Below are 25108 nucleotides of genomic sequence, written 5' to 3' on the forward strand. Positions count from 1 at the left end.
TGATTGTTTTTCTAGTAAAATTAATGATAGCTTTCGAATTTTATGTAGAAAATACTCGAAATTATCATATCATGTATCATTAGATTTTTCTAACGCATTTTGAAATATAGCTAAATATTCATGCATAATACTAATATATAGGTATTACGCATAAAAGGGGAATGAATATGTCCAATCAAACACGTTTTGTGCGACACAGAAGAAAACGTAAACTGCGGAAAAAGGTTGTTTTCATCCTTGTCCCATTTTTATTAGTATTTATCGGAGTTGCTACCTATGGCACATATCTATATATGAAAGCCGGCTCTGTTTTCTCCGAGTCATTTCAGGATGATGGAAGGGAGAAATCAAGTTTACGTGAAACAAAAGTTGACCCCTCCATCGATAATGTATCCGTTTTGATCATGGGTGTAGATGCCAGTGATGTTCGTGATAATAAAGATAGCAACAATTCACGTACGGACACATTGATGCTTGCCACATTGAACAAAGATGATAAAAGTGTAAAACTGCTTAGCATTCCACGTGATTCCTTTGTTTATATTCCTGAAGCGGGCTTTCAGTCAAAAATTAACGCCGCTCATGCCTATGGCGGACCAAAGTCAACGATTGAAACTGTGGAGAACCTGCTGAACATTCCTGTAGATTATTATGTCAAAGTAAACTTCGAAGCATTCATCGATGTGGTTAACGCAGTCGATGGTGTGGATGTTAATGTACCATACGAAATGTATGAACAGGACTCCAAAGATAAGGCGAACAAAATTCACTTGCTCCCGGGAAAGCAGAAATTAAATGGTGAAGAGGCTTTGGCATTTGCCAGAACAAGAAAACAGGATAATGACATTGAACGGGGCAAACGGCAACAGGAAGTAATCAAAGCCATCATGAATAGGGCAATATCAATGAATTCCATCTTAAAATATGACGATGTTATTGAAGCAGTTGGCAAGAATATGACCACCAACATGACATTCGATGAAATGAAAAGCTTTATATCCTATGGAACAAGCAAAGATTTAGACATCGAATCACTAACATTGGAGGGGCAGGATTACCAGCCAGCCAATGTCTATTATTACCAGCTGGATGAAGTGGCACTGGAAGAAACACAGCATATACTAAGAAAACAACTGGATTTGTCTGATTCGGTGAGTGCAACCGCGGGTGACGATAACAACGTGGAAACAGGCACTGAAGCAGGAACAGAACCGGAGACGAACCCGGATTTGACCTATTAATATAAACAACCCGCTAGTTATAAAACTAGCGGGGTTTTTTACGAGATAAGAAGATATGAAAATTCTGGGTTTATGGCCGTGTCCGACTCCATAAACAAGTCTGATTTGAAGCTTGTAGCCAATCATCTCGCACACGATCAATAGCAGCAACCCACCCGAGCCACTGCTATTTATGCTTCAACCCTTTCACCAAATTTGTCAAAGGTTTATATTCAGCATTGATTAATTCCAGATTTTCAATTAAAAATTGTACTGCTACCAAGGAAATCGCGAAAATCAGCAGCGATCCCCAAACTGTTGTCATCGAGAATAAAATTGCTGCAACACTAAACATACCACTAAGCGTGTAGATAATTAACACAGTTTGCTTATGGGTAAATCCGGACTTAACCAAGCGATGATGCAAATGTGAACTGTCCGGACTCGATATCGGCTGTTTATTAATATACCGGCGAACCATGGCAATCAAGGTATCGGAAATCGGCACACCCAAAATAAAGATCGGAATGATAAACGAAATAATCGTTACATTCTTAAACCCGAGCAGTGCCAATACTGCAATCATATAACCTAAAAATAATGCACCAGTATCTCCCATAAAAATTTTGGCCGGGAAAAAGTTATATCGTAAAAAGCCAACTGTGCTAAAAAATAGGATCAAAGCTATCGTCGCTACATAAATATTGCCCATAATTACGGCCATTCCGGCAATGGTAAATAAGGCAATTGCGGATACCCCGCCGGCAAGCCCGTCCAGGCCGTCAATCAGGTTAATGGCATTCGTAATCCCGACAATCCAAATAATCGTAACTACTGAACTTAAAAAGCCAAATTCAATTTGTCCACCAAACGGCAGGTTAATAAATTCCACCTGCAGGCCGCCCCAGAAAACGACTAGACAAGCAGCTCCCGTTTGGGCTATAAATTTAACCTTTGGAGAGAGGTCAAATAAATCGTCAATACAACCAACGAGCACCATAACAAAACCGCCACAAAGAATGGCAATATGGTATTGATTGATCGGTTGTAGTATACATAAGCCAATGAGGAAACTTAAATAAATGGCGATTCCACCCAGCGTTGGAATCGGCGCTTTATGAACTTTTCGTTGATTTGGTTTATCTGTTGCGTTAAACTTCAATGAAACTTTTATCAAAATCGGCGTTATGATTAATGAAATGAACAGTGTTAAAAAGGCTAATCCCACTATCTTTATCACTTAGCCCACCCCGTTTGCCAGCATTTACGCAGGCAATTTTTATTTTCACCATCTGCCTGCTTCTTATTTCTATACTATATATATTCGGCCTTTACACCAGAAATCTGTATGCAGGTACTCAAATCCATCTGCTTTTTATACTGTCATTTACATGTTCCATACTTAAATATATATTATAAACGTTTTCAGCAAAAATCTCCAATGAAAATTTACTTGATGCATGAGATTTGAGCTTTTCCCCCATCGATTGCAGCATTCCCCTATCACGAAAAACCATCGCCTCTTCCATCGCACTGGTCAATTCCCGGATATTTCCCGGACTCGTACGCCATCCGTATGATTTGTCACAAAGTAATTCCGCTACACCGCCAACATCTGATGCGATCACTGGTGTTTTCGCCCGGGCAGATTCCAGCAATACGAGCGGAAAACTTTCGCTTAACGAGGTTAGCATCGTGACATCTGCCATCCCGTAAAATTTGTCGATATCCTGTCTGTGCCCGAGGAAATGAACATGATTTTCGATGCCCAAATCGCGTGCAGCATCTTTTAATTTGTCGGTAAGGGAGCCGTCACCCGCCAGCAGCAAGTGACAATTTGCATGTCCGGCTAGTAATTGTGCCAAAGCTTCGAAGGCAATTTGGTGACCCTTTACCGGTTCCAGCCTTGCTACCATCAAAAATAAAAAATCATGATTAGAGAAACCAAAGTCGTCCCTTACATGTGGGGAATCAAGCTTTTTCCGAAAGTCAATACCGTTTAATGCGGTGATAATTTTCTTGTTTTCTACCCCGGCACCGTTTAAATTGGTACGAAATGGTTCGGAAATTGCAATCACACGATCTGCATGCCGAATTGCATTTAAATGGATATGGCAGAGGAAATTCCCGTACAGCCCCTTCCCCATAAAGTCGTGGGCTGGATCACTGTGAACTGTAACTACCCAATGGAAGGAAGCCATTTTCTTTAATATCTTTGCGTACACATTCGCCCGTGGCCCGTGAGTATGAACGAAACGAATGCGCTCTTTTTTGATAAAGCCAGCAATTTTACGCATCAGTGGAATACTTAATTTTAGGTGATTGGAAAAATAAACGGTCTGAATCCCCCATTTTTTCGCCTGTTTGAGCAGTTCGCCTTTTTCTAAAACACCTAAAACAAATTCATCCCGGTTAAATTCTTTTAACAGCCCCAGAATATGATGCATTCCGCCGCCTGTTTCATTTCCGGCATTTAAATGTAAAATTTTCATATGTAACTTTCACTACCTTTTATTGAATCTGTCTACAGGTTGCCCAAGGATGGCTGTTTTCATGCTTTTTTAGGGGATGCATTTGCAATGTAGTTCGTGCTTTTGCTGAATCCGGGCTGTTTGTTCTAGTATAATCGGCGGGTTTTTCTTTCCGTAATATGGCGAAAGAACGCCCGCTTCCTATAAGCCTCCTATGCATATTTGTTACATAACTGCCCATAATTGTGAATATGGAATGATCGTGACATGAAAGGACTATTCACATGGAAATAATAGAGAAGCGGGAAAAGTGGATTTTTTTATTAATTATCATTCAGCCGCTTATAGATATTGCGACATCTATTTCCAGCTACCATGGGATGACTGTTACAATCGGTTCCCTTTTTCGGGCAATTTTAATGGCTGGGTTGTTTATTTGGATGATACGCTTCATATACTTATATAAACAGGAACAGGTATGGGCTTTTTTTGCATCCTATTTTGCGATTATACTGATGCTGGCCATAACGATGCTATATAAACCCCAACTTAACTTGTTTCAGGAAATAAATTTTGCGATTAAAACCGGCTATTACCTGGTCATGATTCATGTATCAATCCTTTTACTGAAACAAAGAATATTATCAAAAGCAACCATATACAGGGCGGCAGCGGTTACAAGTCTGATCGTTGGAGTCAGTTACTGGCTGGCCATTGCAACCGGCACAGGTATTGACAGTTACCGCTATGGGAGTGCGGGTTTTTCCGGGTGGTTTTTCGCTGCGAATGAATTGAGTGTTATTGTCATTGTTCTGCTGGGATTAAGTCTGGTTCACCTTACCTATAAACGAACATATCTCTCCTGGTTTTCTTTAGCATTCATGATCAGCATGGTGCCAATGATCGGGACAAAAACAGCTTTTGTAGGTGGAGTCGCCCTCCTATTAACAGGTGTGGGATATATACTGCTTTTTATTCGGCACGTTGGGAGAGAAAAAAGCGCCATTCTTTTCCTGGCAATCGTTATCTTATTCATTTGTCTTATTCCAAAAACACCGATTTTTTCAGCAACGGGACAGTTGGGACATGGGGCGGATCATAAAACAGAGCAAATAGAATCTGTCTCTGATCAAACCGAAACCAAAAGTCCAACGAATATCCTTAGTTCTCGTGATATGTATCTGCAACAAACAAAAACAGAATTTGCCGATGCTACGGTGGCAAGGAAATTATTCGGACTAGGGTTTGCTGGTGATAATCAAGATGTTGAGAAGTTGATTGAAATGGACTTCTTTGATTTATTCTTTGGCTATGGTATTATTGGCAGTTTTTTATTAGTCATGCCGCTCATCTTTTTAGTCAGTAAGCTTTGCAAAAACATGTTTCCATTTACCATTAGAAAACTTATTTTGGCTTGTACACTCGGATTATGCCTTGGTATAGCTGCATTAGCCGGTCATGTATTATTTGCGCCATCTGTTATGACATATGTAACCATTGGTATGATTGCTTTAGTTCGGGAAAATATTGAGGTGGGAAAATATGACGTCCCCTAATATAGTCAGTATTATTGTACCTGTATACAATGCTGAGAAATATCTTAGCAGATGCATCAGCAGTATTTTGCAACAGACATACAAGCTGATTGAAGTGATCTTGGTTAACGATGGATCCACCGATGACAGCGGGCTTATTTGTGAGCGTTACGCCAAACGGGATCAACGGGTGCGGGTCATTCATCAGCCAAATGCCGGACCATCCGTTGCGCGTAACGGTGGTATCAAAGCAGCAACGGGACACTTTATTCAGTTCGTCGATGCCGATGACCATCTGGAACCAACCATGACCCAACGTTTGGTGGAAGCGATGAAGCCCGGTATTCAGATGGTTGTTTGCGGATATCATATTGCCCAAAAAACAATGAAACAACCGATTATCCCATCCATTACTGGCATCTTTTCCAAAACAGACTTCATGCAGCATATCGGGGAACTTTATAAAAACATCATTCTTCCTTCACCCTGTAACAAACTATATGATGCTACTCTGATTAACGATTGCCATATTCAATTTGACAAACATTTTTCCATGGGTGAAGATCTGCTGTTTAACCTTGGTTATATTGAAGCATGTGAGCAGATCCATATCATCACCGATCCATTATATACGTATTGTATTAACCAGGATTCATTAACGAAAGCGTTTAAGAAGGACTTGATGGAAAACCAGCAAGTACTGCTTGTTCGGGTCAAAGATTATCTGCGTAAAAAAAACTGTTTCACCGCAGATAATCAATATTTCCTGGCCATGATTCAAGCCAATAGCATTGTGAATGGTCTGAACAATCTATTTCACCCAGACAGTCCGCTTACATCCAGACAAAAAAAACAAGCAATCAACGCTATCGTTACCGCAAGCTATGTACCCATGGCCCATTTTTCCGACACCTTGCAAGCTCGTTTAGTTGGAAAACTGGTTAAACGTCAAGCGATACATGCCATATACTGGTTTTTCGCTGCAAAAAACCTGCTCCACCAACGCCTCCATCCCGTATTTAACTTGCTGAAACAACTCAACTAGCCGGCGATAAGATGAGGGGGCATGCCGGCATGGACATAAGCGGTTCTCTTGATTTTCCGGTTTAGGGCTTGGGCAGAAACTATTGAGATGATGGCACAAATTCCAAAGTGCGATGGACCGAGAAAAGGTTTTTTCCTAATTTTGGGGATCGCTGATATAAATGCTGAAATCGCTGATAAAGCACGTAAAATCGCCGATATAAGTGCTAAAACCGCTGATATATCGTGCAAAGTCGCTGATATAATGCAAGAAATCGCTGATATATTCAATCACCGTTCACCAATTTAAGAAAACTTGCACCAAACAATGTCTTTAGCATCTTCAGTTGTTTGGACCTGTAAAATGGCATGACTTTTCATGTCTAAAACAGTCTGTATTGTGCAACCATGCAGGTATAGTAATCCCGGGATTGAACCCCCTTGTTAAAGCGAGGAATGACCAGCATGAAAAAGGTGATCATTTATGCGTACACACAATTTAATCTGGGTGATGATTTATTTATAAAAATACTATGCGAACGCTATCCGGACACACAGTTTCTGCTTTATGCGCCACGTGGTTACCAAAAATTATTTCACATGTTACCGAATCTCCGGGTTTTCCCTAGCGATACATTATGGTTTCGTGGCGTCCGTTTATTATCCCGGAAACTTCATCTGGAACATGTTTTATGTAACATAATTGCCAAAAACTATGACATGGCAGTTTACATCGGGGGATCCCTTTTCATTCAAGGTGAAAATTGGAAGAAGGAGTTCAGGAACAATAAAGCATTAAAGTTAACAAATAAACCATTTTTTCTATTAGGGGCTAATTTCGGACCCTATGATGACGATGAATTCTATATAGCATATAAGAAGCTGTTTCATACATATACAGATATTTGTTTTCGCGACCGTCATTCACTTGAACTGTTCCGTGACTTGCCACAAACACGAATGGCCGCTGATATCGTTTTTCAATTGCAAATGCCAACAGCCAATACACAGGAAAAAATGGTCGTCCTAACTGTAATTAAGCCATCGATTCGCAAGCACTTGGTAAATAGTGATCAGCTGTATTATCAAAAAATGAGTGAGGTTGCGATTCACTTTATAGAGAGAGGATACCAGGTAACGCTAATGGCCTTTTGCGTAATCGAACAAGATGATGAGGCTCTCACTGCAATCAAACAACGTATTCCAAAACATTTGATCCCAAACGTCGCAACCTATGTATATCAATATCATATAGATGAAGCACTACAAATTCTGGTACAATCCAGCTTTATTGTCGCATCCAGATTCCATGCAATGATTCTTGGTTGGGTTATGGGAAAACCAGTATTTCCAATTGTGTATAGCCGAAAAATGACCAATGTTATGCAGGATTTACATTTTACCGGAAAATACTGTGATTTCGACGCATTGCATACATTAAAAGCAAATGATGTCTTTGCCAGCTTAAACAACAGTACAATCAATGTTTCCAATCCCGTGAAGGAAGCAGAGGAGCACTTTTTACTTTTGGATAAATACATGAAATAGTTGTTTTGTCCGGGATATTAAAAAACATCTACAAAAGGAAAGACGTTGTATGGCAAATGGAAACAATTTATTAAAGAATACAATACTCTATACAGTTGCTAATTTCGGCTCAAAAATACTCGTCTTTTTCATGCTCCCACTGTACACCCATTATTTTACAACTGCAGAATACGGACTTTGGGATGTTGTGGTAACCACGGCAACATTGCTCGCACCATTTATTACGTTTGAATTAGTTGCTGGGGTTTACAGGTGGCTGCTCGGGGAAACGGATGAAAGCAAAAAGCAACAAATTATTACCACTGGAGCAGTCATTATTTTACGTAACCTGCTCCTTTTCAATGTGGTTGCTGTGGCCGTACTCCTATTGACTTCCATTCCATACGGCTGGCTTGCATTGTTATATGTAGATATCTCCATTGTCGTCAGTTTTATTCAGCAATGCGCAAGGGGGCTTGGGTACAATAAACTATTTGCCCTGATTGGGGTTCTGCAAACAGTGATCACAGTGGCGCTAAACCTTATTTTTATTCTGATTTTCCATTTACGGCTGGACGCATTTTTCTATTCGGCTATTATCGCTGGGATTGGAGTCACAATTGTTGGCTGGCTGACCATGAAATTTAGCTATTACCTATCAGCTAATGCTTACTCCAAAAGCATCATCAAATCCCTGCTCATCTATTCGATGCCGATCATCCCCGGGGCTGCCAGCTGGTGGGTAATGACTATGTCGGATCGGTATTTTATCACAGTATTTTTAGGGATGGACGATAATGGAATTTATGCGGTTGCGAACAAGATCCCCGCCATATTGATGATGATCAGCTCGGTCTTTTCGCTTGCCTGGAAAGACAGCGCGATCTTAGCGTATGATTCCATAGACAAGGATAACTATTATACAAACGTTTTTCATCATTTTTTCCGGTTAATGACCACATCAGTCATTTGCCTGGCATTGTTAACCAAACCTGTCTTGGCCATCTTCATTGCCAATAATTTTTATAGTTCTTGGAAATATATCGGATTTCTCTTGTTGGCAACGCTGGTAAGTGCATTCTCACAATTCTGGGCAGCTGGATATCACGGCGCCAAAAAAACCAACCTTATTTTCATTTCATCCTTGGTAGGCGCGGCTATTAATGTATTGGTAAACCTGCTATTGATCCAGTATATTGGGTTATATGCGGTAGCGATTTCGACCTTTGTCGCCTTTCTGGTCATGTGGCTTATGCGTGTATATTTTGCCGGGGCGTATTTCCATATTCAAATGAATTACCGGGACATGGCTGTTTTATTACCACTGACAGCAATCGCCATGATTGTTCCGTTTATCTTTAACTGGGTTGGGATCGTGATCAGCATTTGTCTGGCAATCCTGGTTTTTTTCATATACAACTGGGGATTAATCACATTAGTATATGAAAATATGAAGGAGATAGCCGTCAAATGGAGCCGGAAAACTGCGGAAAAGTGACTACGAATATTTGAAATCCAGTCTGATAACCCAAGACGTAGAAAGTCTTGGGTTATCGTGTTACAACGTCTCCCGCAACCGTTCAACTTCTTCACTGTCCAAATGCGTCACTTCCGCGATCAGGTCAATGGACATCCCTTTTTTCAACATCTCACATGCTACTTCTTTGGTTCTAACTTCCCCCAGCCTCAATCCCTCACAACAGGTCAATGAATCCACCAAGGTCGATTCATAAAGCAGCCTATTTTGCTAAAAAACTATTTGACAAACGGAAACTACAAATGTAGTATTACATATGTAGTTTTAATTTATACCCTTCATTTTATGGAGCACGAAATATCATCCGGGTTTGATTGGCCGCCAAACCTGATATGTATAACTAACATAGGAAGGTAAATAAAAGATAGAAAGAGGTTTGATTTTAATGAATTTAAGGAAACCAATCTTTGGTACATTTAAGAAATTGGTACCTGTACTGCTTCTCTCATGTGTGGCACTTGCAGGTTGTTCAGAGGATAGTGCTCAACCCGATCCATCCGAATCAAAAAATAATAATTTTGCCAAACTGGAAGACAAATTTGATGCCAGACTTGGTATCTATGCGCTTGATACGGGTACAGACCAAACCGTCACTTACCGATCAAATGAGCGTTTTACGTATGCATCCACACATAAGGCTTTAGCTGTAGGTGCACTGCTACAGCAAATATCAATAGAAGACCTTAACCAAAGGATCACCTATAAGCACGATGACCTTGTAAATTATAATCCAATTACAGAGAAGCATGTTGATACAGGAATGACGCTGAGAGAACTATGTGAGGCTTCCCTAAGATATAGTGATAATACAGCAGAAAATCTTATCCTTAAGCAGTTGGGTGGACCTGATGAACTTAAAAAAGCACTCAGAGAAATTGGCGATGACGTGACAAATCCTGAACGATTCGAGCCGGAGTTAAATGAAGTGAAACCTGGTGAAACCCATGATACTAGTACACCCAAGGCGCTTGCTAGCAGTCTCCAGTCCTTCGTAATTGGTGACGCACTTCCAAAGGAGAAACGTTTGCTTTTAACAGATTGGCTTAAGGGAAATGCCACTGGTGATACATTGATTCGTGCAGGAGTACCAAAAAACTGGGTTGTAGCGGATAAATCTGGGTCAGCATCATATGGAACACGAAACGACATTGCTGTTATTTGGCCCCCGAAAAAAGAGCCGATTGTTTTAGCCATTCTTTCCAGCCATGATGAAGAGGAAGCGGATACTGATGATAAACTTATTGAACTGGCAACAAAAGAAGTAATCGACATTCTTAAAGCTAAATAATTTACCCCAACTGAATCATTATGTGGCTTGAAATAAAGTTGCACCACCTTAGCCCTTTGGGTATGATGTATAGTAATAGAAGAACTTCCTAACGATGCAACTTATGAGGATATTATGGAGGAAATATATATTCAATCTAAAATTGACGCTGGATTAAAACAACTTGATGACATAAACAAAGCAATGGATCCAAGACACCCGTCATGTCCTGGATCCATTTCTTTTATTCCAGCGTTTTCAGCAACCGTTCAATCTCCTCATGTTCCAAATGTGTTACTTCCGCTATTAGTTCAATGGACATCCCTTTTTTCAACATTTCAGTCGCTACTTCTTTGGTTCTAATTTCTTTGCCAATTTCTTTCCCAATCTCTTTCCCTTTCTCAATTCCACGCTCTTCATACGAAATCGGCAGCTCCATTATTTTTTCCGCATCAGGCAACTGTTTGATTTCCTTCGCCATTTCTTCTTCCTCCTTTCAGACAGTGTTAAATAGGTTTCGAAAAAGCCATAAATTAATCTCTCACGTGCCGGGTCCAATTCCATTCGGGTCATCATTCGTAAAAACTCGATTTTCACCTGTACTTTTTCTTCCTTTTTATAACCCATTTTACTCAATAATGCCGCGGCTGCTGGATTGTCAGACTTGATATAGTCTCTCCAGTTCTTTTTACGCAAGTGTAGCGTCAAATATTGAAACGTCAACACATGAGCGAACGGAAATTCCATCGTATATTCATCCTGTTCCCATTTTTCGTTATAACTAAATACCGCGATCGGAACAATTGGTTTCTGATACGTATTATACAACAAACTGAAATAACGAAACATCCGCTCATGAAAATCGCCTTGTTTTTCATTTTGCGGTTCAATGTGAACGATAATGACGGTATCTGTACTCTTTAGTTTCGTTTCTACGATAATATCCAGTCTTCTTGTATTCCCTTGGATTAGATCTGTGTAAACTTCTTGCGGATAAGGTTGGATCGAATGAAAATCAATATGGTAATGAATATCAGGAAAAAATGCTTCCAAAAATTCTTCAAAAAATGTGTTGATTAATTGTTTAAATAGCTGGTCATGTCTGGTGTAACTTGGAGAATCTTCTTTTACTACTGTGGTTACTGTCAATACAGCACTTCCTTTACGAGGATATGAAGTTAAAAAACCGAGGTGTTATTCTGGTATTAATATATCATGAAAGGTGGAAAAGAACAAATGTTTTCTCTATTCCAACCTATTCATATATGCAAAGGTTTAGATTATACGAGAAGAAATAAGAAAAACCGGGCAAACCCCGCCCGGTCCTTTTGTATCCACCATAGTTAGAGAAAATCCGATAATTTATATTCCTGTCCATGTATGCCCTTATAATACTCCGGATACATGTCTCCCCCACATTGTTCACAACTAAATCTGGGTGGAGTTGTTGGATCTCCTTCATCCATCAAATCAAATTCCTGTACGACATCATAAGGAATCTTCTCCTCCTCATGACACACCAAACAATGATAATTGACAAACGTCTTCTTGGGGCGCAGATGGTCGGTTCCCTTTTTCCTCTTTTTGCTTTTCTTGCCCGTTGCCTTCGAGATGATGAATCACCCTTTCTAGATAGCTTTTTGCTTCTTTCGTTAATGCTATTTTTATTTCTAATCGTCCTCCCTCAAGACAGACTTCACCCATGTACTCATAATAGTTGTTGCAATGTGGGCAAATCATTGGATCTTTTTGTCCACTTGAAATAATACGCTCTCTCCATGTTTGGCGGCGTAATGTCTTTTTCACCTTCAGTATCCATCGTTTTGTTCCTTGTTGCCATGTAGCCAACAGCTTTTTACTTAACTTCTTGCTCCTTCTTGAGTACATGCCATAATGACGAATCGTTTTAAATTGTTCATCCGGAATATGACGTATTAAACGGATGATAAACTCTTCTACTGTAACTACTTCATGTTTTTCTTTCCCATCTGTCTTGTCCACATACTTAAAAGTTACAGTTTGACCATCATATGCCTCGATCCGATTGGTTCCAATCGCTGGTCGACGAATATAGCGGCCAATATAGCGAAGCTGCTCTTTTATCTTTCCTCTTTGTTTTGGGGCATACACATAGAAGCCTTCCCCATTTGCGGAAAAAGCCTTTTGTAATCTTGGCTGTATCCTTTTCTTTTCTTGCTTCGTCAAGTTTTTTCGGATGAGCTTCAACACTACCGTCTGCCATTGCTTTCGAAGCATCTTGAATGGTATAAAATCGTATCCTTTCCATTCCCCTTTTTTCGTGATTCCCCCATCGTTACCATCATATGTACATGGGGATTGAAATTCACTTTGGAACCAAACGTATGCAATCCAACTATAATCCCCGGTATCACCTTGGCTTTCTTCTGAAAATAGTCAGTAAGTAATTTGGCTGCTTCATCCATAAGTGGCTTTAAAAGCTCACGATGTAAAAGGAATATATCCCGTAGCCCTTCATCAATTGTGAGTATCACATGTCGGTGATTCACTTGTAATACGTCCTCAGACAATAGACGACTCCATTCTTCGCTTTCTCCAACAGAACAGGTTGTACAAAAACGTCCCTTACATCGGAAGGGAATACGCTTTACATCATGGCAGCCCTCGCAAACAAAAAGTTTGAATCCTTTTTTCATATCTCCACAGTCACGAAATTTCTCTACCTCCTTTGTGACAATAGGACGGATTCTCTTTCCGTATTTCCTTTTGAATGATTCCCAATGTTGATTTTCGTCAAAGAAGATTTTTTTTAATATGTTTTTCCCCATACATAAAAAATACCACAGTAACACTCACTGCGGTAGACCCAAATTTTATACTTTCCTATCTTTTAAAAATAGACCTGGATACGTTTTATATCCAGGTCTCGTACATAATGATTTACAAATTATATTGGTAACCGAAATTTTAGTGCACATCGACCTAAATGAAGCGGGAATCGATCTAAATGCAAGTGAAGGTCATATTCACTGGCCAATGATTCCCGCTCTTTTTAACAGCGTTTCACTTTAACAACCAACCTCTTTAACAATTCCTTACCGGTTTAAGATTTCCGGAACGCGCGAAATAAAAAGCTTAGAATCAACACCAGGATAACCGCACCAATAATGGCTGGGATGATGAAAATACCCGCCAGTTCCGGTCCCCAATGGCCAAGTAGCAATGTTCCAAGCCACGAACCAATTAATCCAGCAATAATATTACCAATAATGCCTCCTGGTATGTCACGGCTTGCGATCAGACCACCCAGCCAGCCAATCACACCACCAACTATGATCATCCAAATAACACCCATCGTATCACTCCTCACTCTAATATATTTCAAAAGCGTATCGACAAAGCACTTTAAAAATCCCAACAAGAGGTTTTCTATGATAGTACCACTATTATTTGTAGCTTAAACCATTTTATGCAATTATGATGGAAACTGCCTCGTGTATACGCCCTTGTACCATATGTTATGATTTAATTAGCTTCTAATTGAATGGAGAGATGCAATTTGGCACTTAATTTCGCCCATCGTGGTTCACTTACGGAGGCGCCGGAAAACACACTACCAGCCTTTCAAAAAGCACTGAAACATGGTGCAAGGGCTGTAGAATTGGACGTTCAGCTGACAAAAGATCAACAGCTTGTCATTTGTCATGATCACAAACTATCGCGATTGAATAAGGATGTTAAGGGATTAATCAAGGATTTTACACTGGCGGAAATCAAACAAATTGATGTAGGTGCTGCCTTTTCCGAAGATTTTCAAGGCACCACACTGAGCACATTGGATGAATTGTTGGCAATTTGCCCCGAAGATCTGCTGTTAAATATCGAGATAAAAAATATTCCAGTCATTTATCCCGGGATAGAACATATTCTGCTCGATTGTCTGAAACAGCACAATCGGATAGATCATGTCATTATCTCATCATTTGACCACATGGCCTTGGCTAAAATGCAGGAGCTTGAACCAAACATCAGACTTGGCATGCTGTTTTATTATCGTATGTTACACCCATGGGACTACGCCAACAGTAGCGGGCTAAATATTACAAGTATCCATCCCAACCAAGTATATGTTGATCAAACGTTTGTTCAGGAGTGTAAACGGCTTGGTTATGAGGTTTATCCTTTTACGGTTAATACTAAGGATCGGTATGAGGAATTAATTTCATATGGGGTGGATGGCGTGTTTTCGAATAATCCGGAAGTGTTCAAGCAAAGCTAATTAACATAGTGACTTTTTCATGCCTAATGGCGTTCCCATTACCTCTTCATACTTCAAAAGTCAAATAACCCCTCCTGATACAGGTAGGGTTATTTGACGCTTACGAAGGCGGTGTTTACACGAGCTGGCGTTTCTATACTTTACTTAATTTCTGTATAAAAATCACCAGGCAGCCAGTTATGCCCAAATAGTGCATCATATTCAACAATCCGGTAATCATCAACCACAGTCAATAATTCTTTTGAAAGATCTTTATCATATATTTTGCCTTCATCTGATACAATATAATCTTTCCCTATTCTTTTTACACCTTTTTCCAATAGTGTATCCATGAGACCTTGATAGGCAGAAACATAATAATGCCCCTCCCTTAATAATACTGGGACAAAAAATACGGGTGACAAGTCATCAAGTTGGATCCCACCCTCGCTTCTCCCGTGATTCATATAAATAAACCAAGGTGTTTCATGGAGCAAATCACCTTTAAATTGGTTCTCTGTTCCTCTGAAAACGCTAGGGAAATGATCACCATAAAACAAAAAATTAATTTCCTTATCAGACTTATCCCATTCATTAACTAATTCTTTCATCGCTTTATCCGAGGCATGTATTCCCTGCAGATAATTAAACAATTCTTTTTCCTTCTTTTTTGGAAAAACATCTGTATTAATTTCCGGTTCGTAATCCATTTCGGGAATTTCTTTATTGTATGGAGAATGGTTTTGCATCGACAAGATATGGATCAACCCCACATCTTTCTTATTTGCCACTTCCATCATATCCTTATTCAAAGCTTCATCTGAAACCCTTGTATGGGTTCCCAGCTTTTCGGTATGCTTAATGCCATGATCCAGATAGTGAAATTCATCAAACCCGATTGCATCATATATTGTTTTTCTATTGTAAAGATGTGCTGTATATGGGTGTAAAGCAACCTTATTCTTGTTATAAAAATCCAAAATGGTATGGTGGTTCTTTGAATCAGCGTAGAAGTCTGAATATGGCGTTACAACCAGTGGTTCACGAAAAACTTCCAGGCTGAAAGATGTTAAAACCGACCATTCCAAATTAGCAGTTCCTCCCCCTATATACTGGCTGTACATCGTTCCTCCAATATTATTTTTAACAGTACTGGAGATAAACGGAATAGGAGTTTCGTTTAACAAAAGGTCGGGCAACTGTTTCGGATCCATTAATGATTCGCTTAAATACAGAAATGTTTGCGATTCATTTAGGGATTTATCACGATCTTTATTAATATCTTTGGAAATCTTACTGTATTTCTTTGAGATTTGCGTGATCCTATCCTTACTGTAATTACCGGGTCTATCCATATAGGTAGGTTTTACCGTATTCATCAGCGTAGGTAAATAGCCGTCTTTGCGGGCCCGTTTTAAAGGATTAAAATTATGGCTATGCGTTTCTTCAAACTTCAAAACATGTGTATTGTAATAATTTGGCTTCATAAATATTGCCACTAAAACGCTTAGAGATACTACAAATAAAACAATCCGAATCCTTCTGCTGACGTAGAAGTTTATTTTCTTTGAAACTTTCACGATCAAAACTTGTATCCCAGCCAAAACCAAAATAGTTACAATTGCTATTAACAAGGCAAAAGCCGGCGAAACATCTACAAAAGACAAAATCTCCTTTGGTGAAGCAATCGTTTTGAGCTCCGAGAAAGTGATAAATTCATTTCGCTCCATTGCTTTCATCTGGTTTGCAAAAACTAAACCAAACATTAACAAATCTATCATCACAATACTTACAATGGCTGTTCCTAAAATGGAGTATACAAAAATGGTAATTGTGAAAATTAAAGAGACACCATTGAAAAAAGAATCGTGGAAATCCTGTCCGGGGTCAATGGTATAATCGGGAAACATGCTTTTATTTAACCATTTAATTATAACTGTTGAATTGATTCTTATAATAAAAAACAACAATATGAAATAAGCAATAAAAAGTAACGCCTTTACGACTTTTGGCACGCTAAACTCCACTCTTTTCTCCCAAAATATCTTTCCAATAAACTACTTTATCATAACAGCGACTAATTTTTAAGAAATCTTGGTGAAACAGCCCTAAATTGTTTACGTCTGGCACGACTACTGGCAAGGGAGTAAACGTAAAATAATATATCCTTAGATGCACGTTTTATATTTTCCATAAAACGTAAGATCGGTAATGTACGGTGCGGACATACTTACAACTGAACCGATTTCCGCCTGACCAATTAATTCTCCTGAATCCGGGTCTAGTCGTCCCGACCTCATTAGCGGTTTGAAATTTATGATAATGCAATGGATCGGAACCATTATCATAGACGGCGTGTTTATCACTGTTCATCTGATATGGATTCCATTCATCAGGTCCAAAACTGCATTCACTGCTGCCGACAACATGCTAAGAGTATCCAATACCACTAGCACCAGTGTCCCCCATTTTTTAAACCCCAGATAAATTCTAAGCCATCAGAGCCTTATGCTGTCTTTCCACCGCTTTCTCTCTGTATGCTTTTTTCTCATCTTTGGACATTTTTTTATATTCCTTCAAAAACTGCTCATATTTCGGCATGACCTCGTCGACTGTTCCGAAATCCTTGACCATGCCATATTCCAGCCAGAGAATTTTCTCACAAAACTTTTTCATTTGCCCGATGGAGTGACTGACAAAGATCATCGTTTTCCCCATACGCTTGAAATCCTTCATCTTCTCAAGACTTTTCTCGGCAAATGCTTTATCACCAACAGACAAGGCTTCATCAATGATCAATATCTCCGGATCGACATTGACCGAAATCGCAAAGCCCAGTCGCGATTTCATCCCACTGGAATACGATTTTACCGGCTGATCGATGAACTTGCCCAACTCCGAAAACTCGATGATCTCAGGCTCTAATCTTTTTATTTCTTCTTTACTAAACCCCAACATCAGACACTTCAATTCTATATTGTCCCGACCAGACAGATCATTTTTGAGCCCTGAAGCAACTGCAATCAGGGATGCTTGTCCATTTATTTCAACACTGCCGGATGTCTCGGGAACAATACCGGCAATAATATTGGACAATGTTGATTTACCTGATCCATTAATCCCAACAAACCCGACAACATCGCCTTTTTCCGCTGTAAAACTAACATCCGTCAGTGCATAAAAGGATTCACCATAATTTTTTGGTGTAATGAGATCTAATAAACGCTCTTTGTTGTCGTTATACAATTTATATTTCTTTGTCACGTTTTTAACAATAATTGCTTTTTCCATCATGATCACAAGCCTTTATAAATAATCAATGAAATGGCGGCGGAATTTCACATGCAGCGTCGAGCCGAATATGAATAGCACAATGACTAATGCCCAGAAATAAAGCGTATAATGCCAGTGCTCAATAAAATACCAACCTGCTCCAAAAAATGCCGAACGATACCCTTCAATTAAATACAATAATGGGTTTAACTTTAGTAATTGCATGATTGTCGGAAATTGATTCGTTAAAATAGTTATTGGCCACAGAACACCCGAGACATAAAGAAACATTCGTAATGTCGAACTCAAAAACATGTGTACATCTCTTATTATGGTGGACAATGTTGACGTTATTAGTGCAACGGAAAAAATCAAACAAAATGCGCCAAAAATAAAATAGATCAGTTGCAAGTAATATAAATTCACATAATAACCCATAAATTGAAAAATGACCATCGTAATAACCAGCATAATTAGATGGATATAGAACTGGGAAAAAATAACATAGTTCGGGATCACACTCATAGGAAAATTCATTTTAGATAACATGCGCAATCTCGTATAGATCGACTTGGAACCTTGAATCGTCGACTGGTAAAAGAAATTCCACAGAAAAAAGGCCGCCATCAGCCAGGTAAAAAATGGAATCTCCACTCCGCCTACTTCTACAGGTTCTCGATGCCTTAGTGCTCCAAATACAAACCAATAAATTAATATTTGAATGGTGGGGTTCAGAATCTCCCAAAACATTCCCAAATAATTGTTCCGGTTTTTACTTTTTAACTCATATAGGGAAAGCCGCCGTATTAAATAAAAATGTTTAAATTGCTCTTTAAGAACTGTTATTGCAGATTTCATATGTATATCCTTTCGACTCTTAAAACCCTTTTATATACTGCTATTAATTATAATTATATTTACCTAACTTTATTATTTTTTTAATTTAACTTTTGTAACTTAATAAATTATACAAGCAACAAGGGTAAAAGACAATAAAAGAGAAAGCAGGTCTATACCATTTATAGTATAAACCATGTTTTTAGAAATCAATCTTCAAATACTTCTTTTACAACACGCTCGCTAGCATGACCATCTTCCAGATAACAAAACTTTTCATAAAATGCCTTTGTTGCATCGGATGGAACGAAACCATTTGCGTCAAATTTTAGGATTTCGTCAATAATCCCTTCCGTTGTTTTCACCAAAGGTCCAGGGGCTTTCGTTTCTAAATCAAAATAAAAACCACGTAGCTTATCTCGATAATCGTCAATATCGTAAACATAAAATAACATTGGCCGTTTTAAATTGGCATAGTCAAAAAAAACAGAAGAATAATCTGTAATAAGTAAATCTGCAATAAGATACAGTTCGCGAATATCTTCATGATAGGAAAAGTCAAAAACAAACCCTTCATATCCCTTTAAGTCAAGGTTCTCAGCCACAAGATAATGCAACCTTAGAATAATTATAAAATCATGATTGAGTTCTTTTCGAAGTTTTTCTAAATCAAGGTGTAAATCAAATTTATACTCACCTTTAGCATAGAATTGATTATCTCTCCAAGTTGGTGCATACAGGATAACCTTTTTATCCAACGGTAAATCGCATTCGTTTTTTATTTTGGAAATAATATCTTGATTATTACAATTCAATAAAAAGTCATTTCTTGGATAACCAGATTCGATTATCGTCTTATCAAACGCAAAGGCTCTTCTAAATATCTCAGTCGAATAGGCATTCGGAGAAACTAAGTAGTCCCATTTGCTTGTTGATTTTAAAAAATTTTGTTTGTATTGAACTGTGTTTGTTCCTGGCATATGTACTTCATCCATATCCATTGCCAACCGTTTTAACGGTGTACCATGCCATGTTTGCAGATATGTTGTGTAACGGGGCTTGGGGATCCATAATGGTAATCGGCTATTAGATACCCAATAGCCTGCCCTAGTCATTAACAATAACCATTTTAATGAAAAACGATACACCTTCTGGATATCTCTTCCCACTAAAGCTTTGGAGTGCCTTTTATCAACACTCCAATACATTTTATAACCTGACCTATTCTTACACATATATTCGTAAATTGCCCTTGGGTTATCACTGTATTGTTTCCCCAAAAAACTTTCAAATATGATTAGTTTAGGGTCTTTGGGAAGTACTTTTCCAAGGAAGTTAAAGGTAAATTTATATAATTTAAACACAACTCTTTTAACAGCACTTTTCATACATAATTTCTCCGTAACTAAGAATCCTGCCCTATCTCTTCTAATGATTTGCCCTCAAACACGCGCTGCACCGTTTTTCTTGAAGCATTACCATTATCCCATAAACAAAATTTATTATAGAATTGATTATAGGTATCATGATATTTCATTCGAACATCATCAATATGTTGCACAGCATCGACAACTTCGTCCGTGGTCATCAGCAGCGGACCTGGAACCTCTTTTTCCATGTCGAAATAAAAACCTCGCATTTGATCACGGTATTTCTCAATATCATAGGTGTAAAATAATATGGGTCGTTTCAAATTGGCATAATCAAAAAAGACGGAAGAATAATCCGTGATTAACATATCTGAAATCAAATAAAGTTCTGCAATATCATCATACAGACTAAAATCATAGACAAACCCTTCATATTCCGAAACGTCCAGCCTGTTCGCAATATGATAATGAGTTCTCAATAAAAGAATATATTCATCACTTAAATTCTCTTGCATTTTATCTAGCTCTAGCTTCAGGGTAAATTTATAATTACCCCTTGAGAAAAATTCATCGTCACGCCATGTAGGAGCGTATAATATAACTTTTTTATCAAGTGGAAGATTTAGGTTTTGCTTTAAATCATTTATGTCCTTGAAATTATTTTTTTGATATAAGATATCATTTCTGGGATACCCAAATTCCAGCATCTCTTTATCAAACTTAAAAGCCCGCCTAAATATCTTGGAAGAATATTCATTTGGTGAACTTAAATAGTCCCACCTGCGAGATTGAATATAGAAATTCTCTTTATATTTAGGATCTGCCGAGAATATATCTTTTTGGTCAAGCACCAATGTCTTCAAAGGGGTACCATGCCATGTTTGCAAATAAACGTTACCTTCCCGTTTATCCAAAGATTTTGGTAAGCGAATATTACTTACCCAATATTTTGCCCTCGCTAAATAGTAATAATAGCGCAGACTAAACCTTTTCACCTGAATAGGGTTACCAGGAATGTTTTTCTTCTCTCGTACACTCCATACACATTTATAACCCATGTCATTATTCAACAGATATTCATAAATGTATTTTGGGTTGTCGGAGTAATTTTTACCAAGAAAACTTTCGAAAAAGACAAGCTTTTCCTTCATAGAAAACTTCATGAAAACTTTTCTATATAATAAAATAAAAAACTTTCTCTTCGTTTTCAAACCTTCCCTTATCTCCCTTAGTAGTCTGTGTTGTGTATTGACCTTTTTATATTTATGAACATTTCCTGTTTTAATCTTATAGATTTCTCTTTTAAGAATAAAGTCCTTTTGGCTGATCAATTGAGGATCGATCTTATTCACTGCCTCAACAAGCTGTGGGAAAAAGTCATCTATATGTTCATCTTGTTTAAAGTACGTAATGACATTCTTCCTGTAAAAATTCAACAACTGGTTATCAAGAAAACGATCAGCTAATTCGTCGTCACTGTACTCTTGCTTCAACGTATTGTAAACATCCAGGAAGCTGCTTATTTTTACATGTTCATCTGATTGGGTTAAAGACGGATTGTTAATCGGATCGTTTCGTTTCCGTTTAAAGTAAACAGCCTCTTTGATATAAGGGATTAACTCTGAATGGATAAGTGCAGGTATCAAAAAAGTTAAATCAGCATACACTTCCACATCCTCGGAAAAATGTAAATTTTCCTTAATAATATAATCACGCTTAAACAAAAAATTGACGGCAGACCTATTTTTAATTAGCTTAAACCTTTTATCAATATATGTTTTCACGTTAAAAAGGCCATCCAAAATGATCGCCATACTTTTGCTAAAATGAGTCGATTTAACTTTACCACGAATCATATCATGATGTTTGATGTGGTTCACTAATATTTCCAATGTTTTCTCTGGGAGATAATCATCGCTATCCAAGAAGTAGATAAATTCTCCGCTAGCCTTTTTTATGCCAAAATTCCTTGCAGCTCCAACACCTTTTCGCTCGGAAAAATGAAACAATTGAATTCTGTCATCTTGCTTTGCTATTTTTTCCAACAGTTGTGTACAGTATTCATTACTATTATCGTTTATTAATAAAATTTCAAGATCGGTATAAGTTTGTTCCATTAGAGACTTCAAACAATCGTATACATATCCTTCTGTGTTATATACAGGTGTAATAACCGAAATCTTTCCCATGATTACACTCCTTGAAGCAAAATTATTTGCAAACCCTTATTATATTTTTATTTAATATTTTTTAAAGCTCAACTTTATTTTACGTAATACCTCCATGAATTACACAAATTTTATTATAATCTAATTTGATTAACATATCAATTTTATGTCTAAGTATTTCACTTCATTGTAATTATTTCTTCACACTTAATGAAATTCGAATTATCAATTTAACTTTAGGTGTTTATTTTCATAATTGTTTTTATTTCAATGCTTTTTCAGCCTTTATGTGGAAACTTTGTCTAAAACTTGTGCGCACAGCAACGGTCAGAATAAAGGTAACAATTACATGGATAGCTATCTTTTCTGGAGAGCAACAAAAGACTAACAACACTCGACAGTCTTTTAGTTGTTTTTATACTTTCTACGTTAATCAAAACAGACCCATTCCTATACTCAATAATGAACAATACGAAAGATAATTCACCATTTATTACCTGTAAACCTATCTATTGCAACATGATCTAAATCCTCCAATACATACGTCTAGAGTTCTGTCTTCCATCAAATTCATGGTTCATAGATTATGCATAAAAAGGTAAACGAAGCGGTCCGTTTCCTATATTGCGTATTTTTTACATTTTTACATTCAGCACCATTCAGAACCACCGCATTGGTTGATTCTGTAGCTCACATGGTAACTGGTCGCAATAAACTCACCACAATATGCCAGTGCCAGAACTTCCTTTTCGTATTGGAATTCCAAATGGTTCCTTCAGTTTATTTAATGAAAATACATCAACCTTTGACCAATTCGAGCCATTGCTTTTTAAATTTTTCCTCACTAAAAGTCTCTTTAACAACACTAGCGTTTATAGATAGTTCTTCACGTAAATCCTCATTTTTCATTAACTTAATTATCTTTTCCGCAAGTTCTTTCTTATTTCCCCGTTCAACTAAATAACCATTAAACTCATTTTCAATAATATCATTTGGGCCATATTTTATATCATAAGAAATAACTGGCGTTCCAACTGCCATACTTTCTGTAAGTACCATGGCAAACGCCTCTTGTCTTGAGGTTAGGATAGAACATACTGCTTTCTCGAACGTTTCTCTGGGATTAGTAGTGTATTTTTTTAAGAATACATTATTCTTCAGACCAAGACTTTCAATTAATAACTTTAGCTCATTCTCTAACTTTCCATTACCATATATATAATACTTAGCATCTGGAATCTTTTCAACAACATATGTAAATGCACGAATTGCTTCGTCTAAATTTTTGTCTTTATGATAACGAGCAAGTGTTACAACTAATCTACGATCGTAGTCCTTCTTATAACTTTTTTCTCTTTTTACATCATCTGGTTCACATGCATGGGGAATCACTGTAAATTTATCATTTGCCCCATAAACTGCTTCTACATCTTTTTTTTGTTCATCTGTTAAAAATACAACTTTATCTAATTCTTTAGCTTGTTCAAATAATGTTTTATAACTTTTCTTTATGTTTTTTATATCATTAAAAGGCTCTTCTAGATGATTAGTGTGGATAACTTCAATTTTTTTTGCATTATTATGTTTGATTCCTAATAAAAATTTATCCAATCCCCTAAGCTCGCACATGACTACTGGAAAATCTACCTCATTTAAGAGGGAGTTTAGCCATTCTTGTTGAAGATCATATAGTTTGTCATATTCCCTGGGTGTATCATTAAACAATGCTGCTCGTCCTTCTTTCCCATTTGTTGAATTAATGTGTACACTCAAGTAACAATTACCTTTATCATCAAAATATCGATCTAATCGAGACTTATTTTCAAGTTTATCCATTTGTCGCACTCTAACTAAAACTCCACGTTGATCGTACTCTTCACGGGCTATTCTATATCTGTCATAATCCATATAATCTATAAATTTTAAGGATCCATCTTCGTTGAATCTTTTATATTTAACGTAAAAACCATTCTTATAATATCGATAAGATCGTTCTGTTTTCATCTTTTTAACAGGAAATTCAAAAAAACCTTTCTCCCCCACCGAATATTTATATTTATTCTTTGATTTTTTGAATTTTTTTCTTTTTGGCTTTATATGCTCGAAAAAATTAACTACTCTTATATTCTTTGATAATATTTTTCTATCATATAATTCATTTATTATAGAATTATGAAATTGTTGAAACACAAACGTAGCAATAATAACTTCACTATATTTCTCCGCTAACAAATTAGCTCGTTTTATTGAGGCTCTAGTGACCCCTCCGCGTTCAACATCCAAAGACCTAACTAATATAACAGGAGTGATACTTCCCAATTTTCTAGCTCCTTTCAGTAACTGTTGTGTGTAATTACCATCCTATAAAGTTTAATTCCTACTATCCTTTTTGGATTGAAAACTCAATTTAAGCATAACCATCTACAAAACTTATTTCTGTGACGTGGTCATTATCTCTAATTCTTTAACCTACATACGTCTACTATAGATTAAACAAATCGTCTAGCGATTTCCATATTGTATATACTAACATCATTACGTGGATTTACAGATTTTAAAACAGATTTATTATACCATATATGCCGTTTCTAAATCTATTTTTACCAAAACGCATTTAATTCCCACGAATTCCAAAATTCAAAA

General features: G+C 37.5%; 19 protein-coding genes and 2 pseudogenes. 8 read left to right on the plus strand and 13 right to left on the minus strand.

Translation table 11 applies throughout. The features are described from left to right. The first annotated feature begins 167 nt into the window (after positions 1–167). The gene (locus O2S85_RS16665; protein ID WP_269410418.1) at positions 168–1241 is read left to right on the plus strand and encodes an LCP family protein; all 1074 of its coding nucleotides are present in this window, start codon (positions 168–170) and stop codon (positions 1239–1241) included. A 166-nt stretch (positions 1242–1407) separates the two neighbouring features. Here the strand turns inward: O2S85_RS16665 and O2S85_RS16670 are convergent, their stop codons facing one another. Beyond that, positions 1408–2451 (minus strand): glycosyltransferase family 4 protein, encoded by a 1044-nt coding sequence (locus tag O2S85_RS16670; RefSeq protein ID WP_269412621.1) that lies wholly within the window; start codon positions 2449–2451, stop codon positions 1408–1410. 127 nt (positions 2452–2578) lie between these two features. Continuing rightward, positions 2579–3712, minus strand: coding sequence for a glycosyltransferase family 4 protein (locus O2S85_RS16675; protein WP_269410419.1), 1134 nt, complete (start codon positions 3710–3712; stop codon positions 2579–2581). 263 nt (positions 3713–3975) lie between these two features. Here O2S85_RS16675 and O2S85_RS16680 point away from each other — a divergent pair, with 263 nt between their 5' ends. The 5 genes from O2S85_RS16680 to O2S85_RS16700 all read left to right on the plus strand — a co-directional run bounded on the left by O2S85_RS16680 (position 3976) and on the right by O2S85_RS16700 (position 9274). After that, entirely contained in the window at positions 3976–5247 is a 1272-nt protein-coding gene (locus O2S85_RS16680) for an O-antigen ligase family protein (RefSeq protein ID WP_269410420.1), read from the plus strand. Further along, entirely contained in the window at positions 5234–6271 is a 1038-nt protein-coding gene (locus O2S85_RS16685) for a glycosyltransferase (protein ID WP_269410421.1), read from the plus strand. Before O2S85_RS16680 ends, O2S85_RS16685 begins: the two co-directional genes overlap by 14 nt. A gap of 87 nt (positions 6272–6358) precedes the next feature. After that, positions 6359–6559, plus strand: a complete 201-nt coding sequence (locus O2S85_RS16690; RefSeq protein ID WP_269410422.1) for a hypothetical protein — start codon at positions 6359–6361, stop codon at positions 6557–6559. Positions 6560–6714: 155 nt separating this feature from the next. Then, positions 6715–7797: a polysaccharide pyruvyl transferase family protein gene (locus O2S85_RS16695; protein ID WP_269410423.1), complete on the plus strand. Its 1083-nt coding sequence runs from the start codon at positions 6715–6717 to the stop codon at positions 7795–7797. A gap of 49 nt (positions 7798–7846) precedes the next feature. Then, positions 7847–9274 (plus strand): lipopolysaccharide biosynthesis protein, encoded by a 1428-nt coding sequence (locus O2S85_RS16700; RefSeq protein ID WP_269410424.1) that lies wholly within the window; start codon positions 7847–7849, stop codon positions 9272–9274. 60 nt (positions 9275–9334) lie between these two features. Here O2S85_RS16700 and O2S85_RS16705 read toward each other — a convergent pair whose 3' ends face one another. Then, positions 9335–9493 carry an Rpn/YhgA-type helix-turn-helix domain-containing protein gene (locus O2S85_RS16705; protein WP_500796420.1) on the minus strand — a complete coding sequence of 53 codons (159 nt, stop codon included), beginning with the start codon at positions 9491–9493 and terminating at the stop codon, positions 9335–9337. A gap of 205 nt (positions 9494–9698) precedes the next feature. Here O2S85_RS16705 and bla point away from each other — a divergent pair, with 205 nt between their 5' ends. After that, positions 9699–10601, plus strand: a complete 903-nt coding sequence (gene bla, locus O2S85_RS16710; RefSeq protein ID WP_269410426.1) for a class A beta-lactamase — start codon at positions 9699–9701, stop codon at positions 10599–10601. Positions 10602–10824: 223 nt separating this feature from the next. Here bla and O2S85_RS18850 read toward each other — a convergent pair whose 3' ends face one another. The 4 genes and pseudogenes from O2S85_RS18850 to O2S85_RS16730 all read right to left on the minus strand — a co-directional run bounded on the left by O2S85_RS18850 (position 10825) and on the right by O2S85_RS16730 (position 13914). Next, on the minus strand, positions 10825–11061 hold the full coding sequence (locus O2S85_RS18850; RefSeq protein ID WP_369419598.1) for an RpnC/YadD family protein: 237 nt from the start codon (positions 11059–11061) through the stop codon (positions 10825–10827). Beyond that, positions 11019–11729 carry an RpnC/YadD family protein gene (locus O2S85_RS16715; RefSeq protein WP_369419600.1) on the minus strand — a complete coding sequence of 237 codons (711 nt, stop codon included), beginning with the start codon at positions 11727–11729 and terminating at the stop codon, positions 11019–11021. Before O2S85_RS16715 ends, O2S85_RS18850 begins: the two co-directional genes overlap by 43 nt. Before the next feature lie 360 nt (positions 11730–12089). After that, a pseudogene (locus O2S85_RS18855) lies at positions 12090–13387 on the minus strand (IS91 family transposase). Between the two features lie 275 nt (positions 13388–13662). Then, positions 13663–13914 (minus strand): GlsB/YeaQ/YmgE family stress response membrane protein, encoded by a 252-nt coding sequence (locus O2S85_RS16730; RefSeq protein WP_269410427.1) that lies wholly within the window; start codon positions 13912–13914, stop codon positions 13663–13665. Between the two features lie 204 nt (positions 13915–14118). On the opposite strand from O2S85_RS16730, the gene O2S85_RS16735 reads away from it, so the two are divergent. After that, entirely contained in the window at positions 14119–14838 is a 720-nt protein-coding gene (locus tag O2S85_RS16735) for a glycerophosphodiester phosphodiesterase (protein ID WP_269410428.1), read from the plus strand. Positions 14839–14978: 140 nt separating this feature from the next. On the opposite strand, the gene O2S85_RS16740 is transcribed toward O2S85_RS16735, so the two are convergent. From O2S85_RS16740 to O2S85_RS16765, 6 genes and pseudogenes are all read right to left on the minus strand, one after another. Next, positions 14979–16832: an LTA synthase family protein gene (locus O2S85_RS16740; RefSeq protein WP_269410429.1), complete on the minus strand. Its 1854-nt coding sequence runs from the start codon at positions 16830–16832 to the stop codon at positions 14979–14981. Positions 16833–17307: 475 nt separating this feature from the next. Continuing rightward, on the minus strand, positions 17308–18108 hold the full coding sequence (tagH, locus tag O2S85_RS16745; RefSeq protein WP_269412622.1) for a teichoic acids export ABC transporter ATP-binding subunit TagH: 801 nt from the start codon (positions 18106–18108) through the stop codon (positions 17308–17310). Positions 18109–18123: 15 nt separating this feature from the next. Further along, positions 18124–18948 carry an ABC transporter permease gene (locus O2S85_RS16750; RefSeq protein ID WP_269410430.1) on the minus strand — a complete coding sequence of 275 codons (825 nt, stop codon included), beginning with the start codon at positions 18946–18948 and terminating at the stop codon, positions 18124–18126. A gap of 188 nt (positions 18949–19136) precedes the next feature. Continuing rightward, positions 19137–20297, minus strand: a pseudogene (locus O2S85_RS16755) (CDP-glycerol glycerophosphotransferase family protein); the annotation flags it as partial. Positions 20298–20332: 35 nt separating this feature from the next. Continuing rightward, on the minus strand, positions 20333–22486 hold the full coding sequence (locus tag O2S85_RS16760) for a bifunctional glycosyltransferase/CDP-glycerol:glycerophosphate glycerophosphotransferase (protein ID WP_269410431.1): 2154 nt from the start codon (positions 22484–22486) through the stop codon (positions 20333–20335). Positions 22487–23263: 777 nt separating this feature from the next. Next, entirely contained in the window at positions 23264–24784 is a 1521-nt protein-coding gene (locus O2S85_RS16765; protein WP_269410432.1) for a glycosyltransferase, read from the minus strand. Positions 24785–25108: the final 324 nt, after the last annotated feature.

Origin of the sequence: Lentibacillus daqui, assembly GCF_027186265.1 — a bacterium.
In the GTDB taxonomy this organism is placed as follows: Bacteria; Bacillota; Bacilli; order Bacillales; family Amphibacillaceae; genus Lentibacillus_C; species Lentibacillus_C daqui.